Source organism: Polaribacter butkevichii, from assembly GCF_038024105.1.
GTDB classification, from domain to species: domain Bacteria; phylum Bacteroidota; class Bacteroidia; order Flavobacteriales; family Flavobacteriaceae; genus Polaribacter; species Polaribacter butkevichii.
Window position 1 is genome coordinate 780,379 of record NZ_CP150661.1, and the last position, 13,681, is coordinate 794,059.

The 13,681-nt window shown below is 30.5% G+C and carries 9 protein-coding genes; 6 read left to right on the plus strand and 3 right to left on the minus strand.

Features of this window, described 5'->3' with window-relative positions; all coding sequences use genetic code 11:
- Positions 1-35: 35 nt before the first annotated feature.
- The 6 genes from WG951_RS02965 (at position 36) to WG951_RS02990 (ending at position 7,392) form a co-directional block, all read left to right on the plus strand.
- Entirely contained in the window at positions 36-647 is a 612-nt protein-coding gene (locus WG951_RS02965) for a fumarylacetoacetate hydrolase family protein (protein ID WP_105048720.1), read from the plus strand.
- Positions 648-657: 10 nt separating this feature from the next.
- Positions 658-1,170, plus strand: a complete 513-nt coding sequence (locus WG951_RS02970) for a GNAT family N-acetyltransferase (protein WP_105048721.1) — start codon at positions 658-660, stop codon at positions 1,168-1,170.
- Positions 1,171-1,403: 233 nt separating this feature from the next.
- Positions 1,404-3,527 carry a Tex family protein gene (locus tag WG951_RS02975; RefSeq protein WP_105048722.1) on the plus strand — a complete coding sequence of 708 codons (2,124 nt, stop codon included), beginning with the start codon at positions 1,404-1,406 and terminating at the stop codon, positions 3,525-3,527.
- 18 nt (positions 3,528-3,545) lie between these two features.
- On the plus strand, positions 3,546-3,689 hold the full coding sequence (locus tag WG951_RS02980) for a hypothetical protein (RefSeq protein ID WP_170062888.1): 144 nt from the start codon (positions 3,546-3,548) through the stop codon (positions 3,687-3,689).
- Positions 3,682-4,959: an AbiH family protein gene (locus WG951_RS02985; protein ID WP_105048723.1), complete on the plus strand. Its 1,278-nt coding sequence runs from the start codon at positions 3,682-3,684 to the stop codon at positions 4,957-4,959. Before WG951_RS02980 ends, WG951_RS02985 begins: the two co-directional genes overlap by 8 nt.
- Before the next feature lie 57 nt (positions 4,960-5,016).
- On the plus strand, positions 5,017-7,392 hold the full coding sequence (locus tag WG951_RS02990) for a type IA DNA topoisomerase (RefSeq protein WP_105048724.1): 2,376 nt from the start codon (positions 5,017-5,019) through the stop codon (positions 7,390-7,392).
- Positions 7,393-7,748: 356 nt separating this feature from the next.
- Here WG951_RS02990 and WG951_RS02995 read toward each other — a convergent pair whose 3' ends face one another.
- The 3 genes from WG951_RS02995 to WG951_RS03005 all read right to left on the minus strand — a co-directional run bounded on the left by WG951_RS02995 (position 7,749) and on the right by WG951_RS03005 (position 13,618).
- Positions 7,749-9,548, minus strand: coding sequence for an AMP-dependent synthetase/ligase (locus WG951_RS02995; RefSeq protein ID WP_105048725.1), 1,800 nt, complete (start codon positions 9,546-9,548; stop codon positions 7,749-7,751).
- 366 nt (positions 9,549-9,914) lie between these two features.
- Positions 9,915-10,382: a DUF6495 family protein gene (locus tag WG951_RS03000; protein WP_105048726.1), complete on the minus strand. Its 468-nt coding sequence runs from the start codon at positions 10,380-10,382 to the stop codon at positions 9,915-9,917.
- A gap of 62 nt (positions 10,383-10,444) precedes the next feature.
- Entirely contained in the window at positions 10,445-13,618 is a 3,174-nt protein-coding gene (locus tag WG951_RS03005) for a TonB-dependent receptor (protein WP_105048727.1), read from the minus strand.
- Between the last annotated feature and the right edge of the window lie 63 nt (positions 13,619-13,681).

Here is a 13,681-nt window from a genome sequence, read left to right on the forward strand (position 1 = left end):
TATATTTACTTACACGAATAAAAACAAAATTAAACATGAAAATTCTAGGAATAGGAAGTAACTACGTTACTGATTTAAAAGATATTGAAGAAAAAAAGAAAGGGAAAAAATTTATATTTTCGAAACCAGAATCTAGTTTAGCTGTTAATTGTGACGTTGCCTACCCAAGCAGCATTACCAATGAATTAATTTACGAGGTTGAATTGGTGATTAAAATAGGAAAAGAAGGAAAAAATATTGCAAAAGAAGATGCCAATTCTTTTATTTCTGAAATTGCTGTAGGAATCGACTATACAGCAACAGATATTTTAAAAGATGCAAGAGAAAGTAAATATCCTTGGGAGTTTGCCAAAGGTTTTGATGGTGCTGCACCAATTTCTAGCTTTAAACCGGTTTCTGATTATAATTTAGGGGATATAGATTTCGATTTAAAAATAAATGGTGTAGAAAAACAAAAAAGTAATACCGCATATATGATTAACGATTTTGCTGATATTATTGTTTTTATATCAAAATATATGACCTTACAACCTGGAGATTTAATTTTTACAGGAACACCAGCACTAGGTAAAGGAGAAATTTTTAAAGGAGATCAATTACAGTGTTCTGTTAATGGAGAATTACTATTAGATTTTAAAATGATATAGTTTTATATTGATGAAAATTAGACTTTCTAAAATTGATGACGTTTCAGAAATTATGACCATTATTAATGATGCAAAAGAACTTTTAGCATCCTTACATATTGATCAATGGCAAAACGGATATCCAAATGCAGCTCAAGTAGAACAAGACATTATAAACAAAGAAAGTTATGTAGTTGTTAATGATGAAAACCAAGTGATAGCAACCGCTATGTTTACCACAAACCCAGAATCCACTTATAAAATTATTGATGGAAATTGGATTGTTGATGAAACGGAAGCCTACGGAGTTATACATAGAATGGCAATTAAAAAAGAATTTAGAAAGTTTGGGTTGGCTACATTTATGTTTCATGAATTTCATTTACAACTACTAGAACAAAACGTAAAAAGTTTAAAGATTGATACACATGAAGAAAACATCGGAATGCAATCTTTAATCAAAAAATTAGGTTATCAATATTGTGGAATAATTTACACCAATTACAACGCAAAAAGATTGGCTTTTGAGAAAGTGATTTTTTAAAAAAGACTTCTCGATACAAAATTCTTAAAAAAAGAATTTCACTCAAAGTGACAGTTTGTTTATTCTCAAACTTAAAACATTATCACGCAATGTCACTTCGAGTGATTTTCTGACAAAGGAAGAAAATTGTATCGAGAAGTTTTTCATCTCAAAACACAAAATAAAACTATATTTACAACCTCATAAATTCATTTTTATGAGGTTTCTTTTTTCTGATAAAATTCAACTAAAAAATGCAATTACTTCAATATTTAATTCAGCAAACACAACTTTCTTCTAAATCTATAGAAAACACTATTTCATTGTTAAATGAAGATGCTACAATTCCTTTTATATCTAGATATAGAAAAGAAATGACAGGTAATTTAGACGAAGTAGAAATAGGAGAAATTGTTAGGTTTAAAGAAATCTTTGAGGCTTTAGAGAAACGAAAAAAAGCCATTTTAAAAGCTTTAGAAGAACAAAATGTTTTAACATCAGAATTAGAGCAAAAAGTAACTACTTCTAGAAACTTAATTGCTTTAGAAGATTTGTATTTACCTTTTAAGAAAAAGCGTAAAACAAAAGCAGAAACAGCGCGTATACAAGGTTTAGAACCGTTGGCAAAAATGATTATGAGTCAGCGTGTTAATAATTTAGAACATACTGCTTCTAAATACACATCCAACGAAGTTGATACTATTGAGGATGCTTTAGAAGGAGCGCGTTTTATCATTGCAGAATGGATAAATGAACGTACAGATATTAGAAATAATATTAGAAGAGAATTAGAGCGTCACTCTACCATTTCATCTAAAATTATTAAAGCTAAAGCTGATGATGAAAAAGCGCAAAAATTTAAAGATTATTTTGATTGGAGCGAATCTTTAATGCGAATCCCATCACACAGATTACTCGCTATTTTAAGAGCAGAAAACGAAGGTTTTATTCGAGTTAAAATAGAAATTGACAAAGAAAGAATGCTTCAAAAAATGGAAGAGAAAATTATTCGTTCTCAAAACGAATGTTCAACACAACTCCAATTGGCAATTGCTGATGCTTATAAACGTTTGTTATTTCCATCTTTAGCTAACGAAGCACTATCTATTGCCAAAGAAAAGGCCGATGAAGCTGCAATTACCGTTTTTGCAAAAAACTTAAAACAATTATTATTAGGCGCTCCTTTGGGGGAAAAACGAATTTTAGCAATCGATCCTGGTTTTAGATCGGGTTGTAAAGTGGTTTGCTTAAATGGGCAAGGAGATTTAGTGCATAATGAAAATATTTATCCGCATGCACCACAAAATAAATCTATAGAAGCTATTCATAAAATTAGTTCTTTAGCCGATGCTTATAAAATTGAAGCCATTGCAATTGGAAACGGAACTGCATCAAGAGAAACCGAACAATTGGTTAAGAACATTCAGTTTAAAAACGACATTGAAATTTTTGTAGTGAGTGAAGCCGGCGCATCTATTTATTCGGCTTCTAAAATTGCACGAGATGAGTTCCCTAATTATGATGTTACTGTGCGTGGTGCTGTTTCTATTGGAAGAAGATTGGCAGATCCTTTGGCAGAATTGGTAAAGATTGACGCAAAATCGATTGGAGTTGGGCAATATCAGCATGATGTAGATCAAACAAAACTTAAAAAATCTTTAGACACGATTGTAGAAAGTTGTGTAAATACGGTTGGTGTAAATATCAATACGGCAAGTGAGTCTTTATTGAGTTACGTATCTGGAATTGGACCAAAAATTGCAGAAAACATTGTGAATTATAGAAACGAAAACGGTTCTTTTACGTCTAGAACTTCCATTAAAAAAGTGCCTCGTTTAGGCGGAAAAGCATTTGAGCAAGCTGCAGGTTTTTTACGGATTAAAAATGCTAAGAATCCGTTAGATGATTCTGGCGTGCATCCAGAAAGTTATGCGTTGGTTGATAAAATGGCGAAAGAACACAAAAAGAAAGTAAGTGATTTTATTGGTAATAAAGAATTTCTTAAACAGATTTCTTTAAAAAATTATATTTCTGAAACCATTGGTTTACCTACGTTAGAAGATATTATTAAGGAATTAGAAAAACCTGGAGTTGATCCGCGAGAAAAAGCAAAAATGTTTTCTTTTGATCAAAATATTAAAACAATTACAGATTTAATAAGCGGACAAACGTTACCCGGAATTGTAAATAACATCACCAATTTTGGTTGTTTTGTAGATATCGGAATTAAAGAAAGTGGTTTAATTCACGTTTCTAATTTATCAGATACTTTTGTAAAAGACGTCAATGCCATTGTTTCTTTAAATCAGCAAATACTTGTAAAAGTATTAGAAGTTGACGTTGTTAGAAAAAGAATTCAATTGGCTTTGGTGAAGTAAAATTCTTATCTTTATAAAATGACTAAGAAAACAGAAAAAATTGATTTTTGGGATGAATTGAATCAACATCAAAGAGCTGAAATTAAACAAGGTATTAAGGAGCTAGATGAAGGAAAAAGGTTTTCATATGAATCTGTTTTAGAACAATTAATTCATGAATAGAATAATTTTAATTGGTAATGGCTTCGATTTAGCACACGGCTTAAAAACAAGTTATAATAACTTCATAGATGATTATTGGTTAAATACTATTGAAGAAATAAAAAAAACAGGTGGTGGTCGCGTTTTTGAAAATAAAGAAATAATTATAGAAAATTGTCCTTCTGATAATTTTATTAAAGAAAAAACTTTAAATGATTTAGAAAAAGGACTTAATACTTTTGGTTCAGAAATTAGGTTTAAAAACTCATTTTTAAAACAAATTACAAATAAGTCATCTTTAAACAATTGGGTTGATATAGAAAACGAATACTATATTTTGTTAAAAAAATCTTATCAAGACGAGAGTTCAAATTCTAATAAATTAAATATTACAAAATTAAATTTTGATTTTAATCAAATTAAAAAATTGTTGAAAGATTATTTAATTAAAATTGAACACAATTTTTTTAAAGAGAAAGATGATAGAGAGCTTTTAAGAACACAAGAAGATATTTCTAATAAAATATATTCTACTTTTAATTATAGAGATTTCTCAGAAGATTCTTTAAATAATAGAGCTAAAATAGAGTATGATTCTTTGAAAAAAAGTATTATATCTGTACAAGGATATTATGACCATATAAAAAACCTTGATGAATATGAAAAAAGGATAATTCAAATTATTGACAAAAAGAATCCACAACAAGAAATAAAAGAACTTTTGTTATCTAATTATTCTTCTGACTACTTTGATTTAAGACCAAACGAGGTTATGTTTTTAAACTTTAACTACACTTCTATAGATTCTATTTATTCATCAGGAAAGAGAGTTTCTTTTCAAAGTGACGTAAAGCATATTCCTACTGATACAATACATATTCATGGAAATTTAGATGATACCGAAATAAGTTCTTTCATCTTTGGATTTGGAGATGAAATTGATAAAGACTATAAATCAATTGAAGAGTTAAATAATAATGAATATCTAGAAAATATTAAATCAATACAATATCTTGAATCTGATAATTATAAAAGACTTTTAGAGTTCATTAATAGTGAAGAATATCAAATATTTATTTTTGGGCATTCCTGTGGGATTTCTGATAGAACTCTGTTAAATACTCTTTTTGAAAATGACAATTGTTCTTCTATTAAACTATTTTATCACGATAAGAAAGATGGAACTGACAATTTTAGTGATATCATTAGAAATATTTCCAGAAACTTTAATAGTAAAGTTATGATGAGAGATAAAGTAGTTAATAAAACTTACTGTTATGGTTTAACTTAAAATTTTAATTAAAACTTACCATATATTTTCTTAATTTCGAACTCCCAAAAAATAGATATGAAAGTCTGTATTGCCGAGAAACCAAGTGTAGCAAGAGAAATTGCTAATATTCTAGGAGCCAACACAAAACGTGATGGCTACTACGAAGGAAATGGTTATGCGGTAACTTATACATTCGGACATTTATGTACTCTTTTAGAGCCTAAAGATTACAAACCGCATTGGAAAAGTTGGGATTTGAACAATTTACCAATGCTTCCAGAGCGTTTTGATACCAAAGTGACAGGCGACGCAGGAATTAGAAAACAATTTAATATTGTAAAATCCTTATTTGATAAAGCAGATGTTGTTATCAATTGTGGGGATGCTGGAACAGAAGGAGAACTCATACAACGTTGGGTAATTAACCAATGTGGCTATAAGGGAGAAGTACAACGCTTATGGATTTCATCCTTAACAGAAGAAGCCATTAAAGAAGGTTTTAATAATTTAAAACCTGCAGAAAAATATGATAACTTGTATTATGCAGGATATTCTAGAGCTATTGGTGATTGGTTATTAGGTTTAAACGCAACCCGTTTATACACCGTAAAATTTGGCGGATTTAAACAAGTTTTATCAGTTGGTAGAGTCCAAACTCCTACTCTAGCCATGTTGGTCAATCGTTTTGTTGAAATTCAGAATTTTAAGCCACAACCTTATTGGGAATTACAAACCACATATAGAAATACGCTTTTTAATTATGAGGATGGTCGTTTTTTAAAACAAGAAGACGGACAAGTTTTAGCTAATAAAGTAAAAGAATCAGATTTCGAAATTGTTTCTGTTACCAAAAAGAAAGGAAAAGAATACGCTCCTAAATTGTTTGATTTAACAGGTTTACAGGTATATTGTAATAATAAATTCGGATTTTCTGCTGATGAAACACTAAAAATGGTTCAGAAGTTATATGAGATGAAAGTAGTTACATATCCAAGGGTTGATACTACTTTTCTACCCAATGATGTGTATCCAAAAATTGGAGGAATTTTATCGAAATTAACTAATTATAGTGCATTAACTCAGCCTCTTTTAGGAAGTAAAATAAAGAAATCGAAACGTGTTTTTGATGATAAAAAAGTAACCGATCACCACGCTATTATACCTACCGGAATTCAAGGAAATTTACAATACAACCAACAACAAGTCTATGATATTATTACCCGAAGATTTATTGGGGTTTTTTATCCCGATTCTGATGTTTCTAATACTTCAGTAATTGGTAAAGCTGCAGATGTTCCTTTTAAAACTAGCGGAAAAGAAATTTTAACCAAAGGTTGGCGTGTTGCTTTTGAAACGAAAGAAAGCAAAATTAAAAAGGAATTAAACGAGCAAATGACCTTACCTTCTTTTGTGAAAGGAGAAAAAGGTACGCACGAACCTTCGTTTTTAGAAAAGGAAACCAAACCACCAAGAAATTTTACAGAAGCTAGTTTATTACGTGCCATGGAAACCGCAGGTAAACAAGTAGATGATGATGAAATGCGTGAGTTGATGAAAGAAAACGGAATTGGAAGACCATCTACAAGGGCAAGTATTATAGAAACTTTATTCCGAAGAAAATATATTGAGCGTAAAAAGAAATTAGTTTTACCAACCCAAACCGGAATTGATTTAATTAATATTATTGACAATGAATTATTAAAGTCTGCGGAGTTAACTGGTCGTTGGGAAAAACGTTTAAAAGAAATTGAACGAGGAGAATTTAATGCCGGGACCTTTATAAATAATATGAAGAAAATGGTAGATGAATTGGTGTATGAAGTACGTTCTAACACTTCTAAAAAAAGAATTTCTTCGAACTCAACTGTCGCTGCTAATGGAACCAAGCAATCTGCTATTCCAAAACCTAAAAAAGCAATAACAAAAAAACAAGTTGCCGGAAAAACATGTCCTAAATGTAAAAAAGGAACTATTTTAAAAGGTTCTTCTGCATTTGGGTGTTCTGAATATAAAAATAATTGCGATTTAAAAATTCCTTTTGAAATCTACGGAAAGAAAGTTTCTGAAAATCAATTGATACGATTGATAGATAAGGGCTGTACAACCAATTTAAAAGGTTTTACAACAGGTGCAGGTACAATTGAAGGTTTGATACGTTTTGATGATAATTTTACTTTAAAATTAGAGCCAAAACAAACTGTCATTGCGAGTGAAACGAAGCAATCTGTTAATAATAATGAGATTACTTCGTCGAAAACTCCTCGTAATGAAAGTGATAAAATTATTTGCCCAAAATGTAAAAAAGGTAGTATTTTAAAAGGAAAAACTGCTTATGGTTGTTCTAATTACAAGAATGGTTGCGATTTTGTTTTTACGTTTGAAAACATCAAAAAAATAGCCAACGGTAAACCATTGACTAAAGAATTGGTTATAAAAATTATCAGTAGCTAGAGTTTTCTAACTACTGTCATTTCGAAATGAGCGTTTTAGCGATTGAAAAATCAAACTAAAATTTTCACATAATGAGATTCCTCAATTCTTCGGAATGACAAAACGTTCTTTCATATAATTACCATAATAAATCCAATACTGTCATTTCGAAATAAGCGTTTTAGCTATTGAGAAATCAAACTAAAATTTTACACAATGAGATTCCTCAATTCTTCGGAATGACAAAATTTGTTTTCACTTAACCACTACAATAAACATTCAACTGTCATTTCGAAATGAGTTTTTTTACGATTGAGAAATCTTTTCAATACATCACAATTAGATTCCATAATTCTTCGGAATGACAAAATGTATATTTATTCAGCATACATTTTATCAATAAGTTCTTTGTATTTTTTTTGAATTACTTTTCGTTTTAGTTTTAAGGTAGCTGTAATTTCTCCTGCTTCAATACTAAATTCTTTTGGTAATAAGGTAAATTTCTTAATTTTTTCAAACTTAGAAAATTCTTTTTGTAACTCTTCAAAACGTTTTTCGAACATCGTTTTAATTTGATTATTATTAATCAAATCTTCTATATCTTTAAAACTAATTTTATGCTCTTCTGCATATTTTTTAATATTCTCAAAACTTGGCACTGCTAAAGCCGTTACATATTTTTGTTGATCTCCAATAACCGCAATTTGCTCAATAAAAGAATCGCTAATTAAAGCTGTTTCTAATTTTTGAGGAGCAATGTATTTTCCTCCAGAAGTTTTCATTAAATCTTTAATTCTATCGGTTATCACTAAATTACCATATGAATCAATTTTACCAGCATCTCCTGTTTTAAACCAACCATCTTCATCAAATACTTCTGCGGTTGCTTCTGGTTTTTTATAATACCCTTTCATAACCCCTGGTCCTTTTACCAAAACTTCGTTATTATTACCAATTTTAATCTCTGAGCCAATAATTGGTTTTCCCGCAGAATTAAATTGGAAATAATGGTCTCCAAACAACGTAACTGTTGCCGTGGTTTCTGTTAAACCATAACCACATTTTATGTTTAATGCAAATGAATGAAAAAACGAAACTAAATCTGGACCTAAAGGTGCACCACCACAAGGCATAAATTTTATATTACCACCAAATACATCACGTAATTTACTTAACACTAATTTATCGGCAATTTTATATTTTAGCTTTACCAGTAAAGGTACTTTTTTATTAAAACGACGGTATTTGTTATGATATTTATTACCAATCCCTAAAGCCCAACTTGCTAATTTCATTTTAGTAGGAGAAGCTTCTTTTCTTTTTTCTTGAATGGCTGTAAAAATTTTCTCAAAAATTCTTGGAACCGTACACATTAAAGTGGGCTTTACCTCTTTTAAAGTATCGGCTATTTTTTTAGGATCTTGGTTAAAATAAACTTGTATTCCTTGTTGTAAGCAAAAAAACACCCAACTACGTTCGTAAATATGACTTAAAGGTAAAAAACTTAAAGAAACATCATTTTCATCTACATCTAACTCGGCTTCATGTACTTTTAAAGAAGCTGCAAAGTTGTTGTGATCTAACATTACTCCTTTAGGCTCTCCCGTAGTTCCAGAAGTATAAATAATACTAGCTAAATCTGTTAATTCAGATTCAAAATAACGTTTTTCTAATGCTGTATCTATACTTTTTGGGAATTCGGCATTTATAAAATCGCTAAAATAAACGGCATTTTTATGATTTCTTAGATCAACAGTTGGGGTTAAAGCAACTATTAATTTTAAGTATTTATTTTCTTCTGTAATTTGTTCTACTTTATCAAACTCTTCTTGATCACCAACAAAAATTACACTAATTTCTGCATCGTTTACAACGTATTCTACTTCTTTTTGAGAGTTGGTTGCGTAAATTGGAATTGTAACAGCTCTTACTCCCATAATTCCAAGATCTGCAATTATCCATTCTGTCATATTTTGGGCAAAAACACCAATATTATCTTGCTCTTTTATTCCAAAATTAAGTAAAGCCTTTGATACCTGTTGAATTTGGTGGTAAAAAGAATTCCAAGAAATTCCTTTCCAAGCACTAGAAGCTTCATCTTTGTAAAAAATAGCTTCTTTTGTTGTAAATTTCTTTGTGTTATCTTTTATTACTTCTAATAAATGTTTATAATTCATCTTTCGATTCTTTTTAAAATGTGTATTACACACTCCAAATTTACGAATATTTAAACGGCTTAAACAGAAATACTCTTTTAGATTTTTAGGTGAAGGTTGTTGTAAAAAAACAAAAACGGATTGTAGCTCTTGTTTCTTTAAAATAATGGTGATGTTGTTTTATAGTTTCTATAAGAATTGCCAAAGTTGCTCTTTGCTTGCTTTTCTTTACAACTTTAACGGCAAACAAGTCTAGCCCTGATTGAACGGTTTGTTTGAGCTCTTTTTTACTGTCAGTTCGAGTGAATTTTGAAGAATGAAAAATTTGTATCGAGAACAGAAGTAAAAAAAGCGAGTAGTGAAAGCAGGAAATAGCTTCTAAAAAAATTAAGAAACAAGTTGATTAAAATACTCAAAAATTTCTCCTTTAGAAATTGAGCTTCCTTTTTCTATTAAATCGAAAATTTCTGGATTTCTTTCTGAATTATAGGGCTTGGTACCTTTAAAAATTTCTACAGAATTATCCATAGGATTTTGCATTAACCACTCAAATCCTTTTTGTTCTAATAAATTAATATCCCAAGTTACTTTAATGGCAATTCTATGCATTTCTTCTGCTTCGCATTTAAATAAATTTACAGACGTTTTAGAAAAATGCTCTACATAGTTTGTTTTTGTTAAAACATCATCCCAAACAACATCCGAAAAGATATTCATTTCTTCTTCTGCTATTTTTGGTGTTTCTTTTTTAATTTGATTCCATTCTTTAGCATCGATACTTTGTGTTGCTAAAAAACGTGCAAAATCTTCGTGTAAGCTTTCAAATTGCTCTTTGGTAAGTTGTCTGTATTTCATAATATCTAGTAAAAAAAACCGCCCAATTATGGGCGGTTCAAATATCTGAATTCTTTATTGATTTAGAAAGAATATCTTAAACCAACTTGCGCTTGCCATCTAGATAATAATGTAGAATTATACACAAATGTTTCTTTTAAATCTGAATTAAAACTATAGGTTGGTAAACCTGCATTGTCTACAGTTACCCCTAATAATTGTACGGCATCTGGTTGTTGTACTAAGCCCCAATTAGAGTTTAATAAGTTACCAAAGTTTAAAATATCTATGGTAAATTCTAATGAATTATTATTTGCTAATTTTAAATTCTGAATAAATTTTACATCCATTTTTCCTCTCCAAGGAGATAATGCTCCGTAACGCTCTGCATACTGCCCTTTTCTTCCGTTTAAATAATCGTCTTGATTTATATAATTTTTTAATCCTGATTTTTGATCTGCAATAGATAAATCTCCCGGATTAACAGGTGCTTTAAATGTCATTGCATCAATTTGACTGTCTGTTGGGATGTAAATTAAATCATTTAAGTTAGAGCCATCATTATTAATGTCTCCTGCATAGGTATAGTTAAAACGACCTCCTTTTGCCAATTCGTAAAAAGAAGAAATGGTTGTTGTCCATTTATCATTAGTACCATATGACCAAGATTTAGAAGCAACACCAATAAAACGATGTGTATCTCCGTATTTAGAGTGCGCTAAAGTAGCGTCATTTGAATTAGATAAAACCGGATTAAAATCAAAAGCATCTCCTGTAATTTCTGCTTCAATAGAATTTACATCCTTAGAGTTTAAGAAATTATAAGCCGCCATTAAATACAAACCGTTATCAAAATTTTTCTGAGCTTTTAAAGAAGCGTTTAAAGTTCTTCCTTTGTTAGAGTTTGTAAATACGTACGCATTTGATTTATCGTTTGGCCCGCCCCAATTAGGACTTCTGTCTGTATCTGTGTAGACTAACCTGTTGTCTATACCTCCGGCTAAAGTTCCGGTTGGTGTTTTTAAACCCCAATTTTGTACATGGGCACCATTAATGTCTTTTGTATAAGAAAGATCTGTAGTTAAAATAGTACCATCCTTTAATTTTACATCGGCACCTAAACTTGTTCTCCATACTTGTGGAAATTTAAAATCGGGATCTACTACTTGATAGAAATACACATTAGGATTTGCTATTTGGTTCCCTAACCAAACAAAAGGGAAACGTCCTGTAAATAACCCAGAACCACCACGTAATTGTAAAGAGCTATCTCCATTAACATCCCAATTAAAACCAATTCTTGGAGAAATTAAGAAGTTGTTGTTTGGCATTTTTGTAGAATCAAACAATACAGTTTCTCCTGTAGAAGGATCTGTATATGGATTGTTAGGTAAGTAAAAGCTTTTGTCGATAACATCTTGTGCTTTATCTGCAGAATCGAAAAATAAAGGCTTATCAAAACGAACACCATAAGACAATTTAAAATTATCGTTGATATTCCAATCATCTTGTACATAAAAAGCAAACTGACCTACATTTGTTTCTGCCAATGCCCAAGAATCATTGTCATTATTATTTTTAAAAGTGTTTTGAGCTGCAGTCATTGCGTCTGCTAAAAGACCATTTGTAACGCCTGTTCTAAAAGCATCCATACTTGCAAAATCTCCTCCAAATGCACCAACATAACCTCTTGCATCTCCAAAACCATACGCTCCTAAATTAAACGAGTTGTCAAATTCAAATTTTTCATAAGAAAAACCAACGGTATAATTATGGTCTCCTTGACTTATATTTAAATTATTGGTTATTTGAAATACCTTTTGATCTAAGGTATTGTTAATTGAAAAAGGCTCATGCCCTGCAATTATGTAGTTACCACCATTACCATCTTGAATTCTAAATGCTGGCATAGGTGCCGATTTAGCTTTTCTAAAATCATCAAAATGTGTGTATCCTGATTGAAATTTATTGGTAATGTTATCTGTAATTGTAGAATTTATTTCCAATAAAAAAGAATTCAAATTATTATTAATTTGATACCCTGTATTTTCAAACTGTAACATTTGAGAACTTGGACCTCTAAAACCTAATGCCGTTGGGTGCGCTGGTAAATCTCTAGAAGCATTTAAAAAGTTGTACACAAATGAAATACGATTGTCTTTAGTAACATTCCAATCTAATTTAAACAACCCTTTTGTACTATTAGAATCGTGTGTAAAACCTTCATAGGCACCTGTTTTGTAACCAATACCTGCTAATGCACTTTGTACTTCGTCTAAATCTGCTTTTAAAACTCTAGATTCATTAATAGCTCCAGACCCTGTATTTGGCAACCAAGACTGACCTAAATCTGATCTATTGTCTTTTTCGAAGTTTATAAAAACAAACAATTTGTCTTTTATAATAGGTGCTCCAATACTTGCCCCTATTTGAGACTGTGTTAATTTTGGTACAAAAATACTTTCTCCTTTTATTTTACCACCTGTAAAATCTTGATTTCTATAATATCCGTAAGCGGTTCCGGTTACTGTATTTGTTCCACTTTTTGTTACTGCGTTTACAGACGCACCTGTAAAACCAGATAAAGTAACATCATAAGGTGCTGTAGAAACAGAAATTTGTTCTATGGCATCTAAAGATACCGGTTGAGAAGCTGTTTGCCCACCGGGAGTTGCTGCATCTAAACCAAACGGATTGTTAAAAATAGAACCATCTAAGGTAAAGTTATTAAATTGGTCATTTCTACCACCAAAAGAACCACCCGATGCAGAAGGGTCTAAACGTGTAAAATCTGACGCTGACCTAGATATTGTTGGTAATGTTTTTAAATCTTTTGTTCTAATACTTGTCTGTGCTCCTGTTCTATCATTATTAAAAACACTGTTTTTACCAGAGCTAATTACAACTTCATCTAAAGTATTGCTATCTTCAGATAAAACAGCATTAATATTGGTTGTTTTACCCAATGTTAAAAATACATTTGTTACTTTTTTAGATATAAAACCTAAATAACTAATGGTAATCGTATAAGGCCCTCCAATTCTTAAATTAGATAAACTATACCTACCATTATCTTGAGCTGTTGTACCAGAGACTGTACCTGTAGGTGTATGGGTAGCAACAATGGTTGCACCATACAAAGGCTCTCCGCTAATTTCCGTAATTGTTCCTTTTATTTTTGATGTAGTTGTTTGTGCATGAGCACTTAAACTAAACATTAAAATGAATGAACATAAAAAAAGTAATTTTTGCTTCATATTATTTTTGAATTTGATTTCAACAAAAATAAAGCAAAAAAAAAGTCTACTCGTTAAAGTAGA

What these genes read in the sequence shown, in the direction of transcription:
- WG951_RS02965 (WP_105048720.1), top strand. Translation starts at nt 36, where the DNA reads ATGAAAATTCTAGGAATAGGAAGTAACTACGTTACTGATTTAAAAGAT.
- WG951_RS02970 (WP_105048721.1), top strand. Translation starts at nt 658, where the DNA reads ATGAAAATTAGACTTTCTAAAATTGATGACGTTTCAGAAATTATGACC.
- WG951_RS02975 (WP_105048722.1), top strand. Translation starts at nt 1,404, where the DNA reads ATGCAATTACTTCAATATTTAATTCAGCAAACACAACTTTCTTCTAAA.
- WG951_RS02980 (WP_170062888.1), top strand. Translation starts at nt 3,546, where the DNA reads ATGACTAAGAAAACAGAAAAAATTGATTTTTGGGATGAATTGAATCAA.
- WG951_RS02985 (WP_105048723.1), top strand. Translation starts at nt 3,682, where the DNA reads ATGAATAGAATAATTTTAATTGGTAATGGCTTCGATTTAGCACACGGC.
- WG951_RS02990 (WP_105048724.1), top strand. Translation starts at nt 5,017, where the DNA reads ATGAAAGTCTGTATTGCCGAGAAACCAAGTGTAGCAAGAGAAATTGCT.
- WG951_RS02995 (WP_105048725.1), bottom strand. Translation starts at nt 9,548, where the DNA reads ATGAATTATAAACATTTATTAGAAGTAATAAAAGATAACACAAAGAAA.
- WG951_RS03000 (WP_105048726.1), bottom strand. Translation starts at nt 10,382, where the DNA reads ATGAAATACAGACAACTTACCAAAGAGCAATTTGAAAGCTTACACGAA.
- WG951_RS03005 (WP_105048727.1), bottom strand. Translation starts at nt 13,618, where the DNA reads ATGAAGCAAAAATTACTTTTTTTATGTTCATTCATTTTAATGTTTAGT.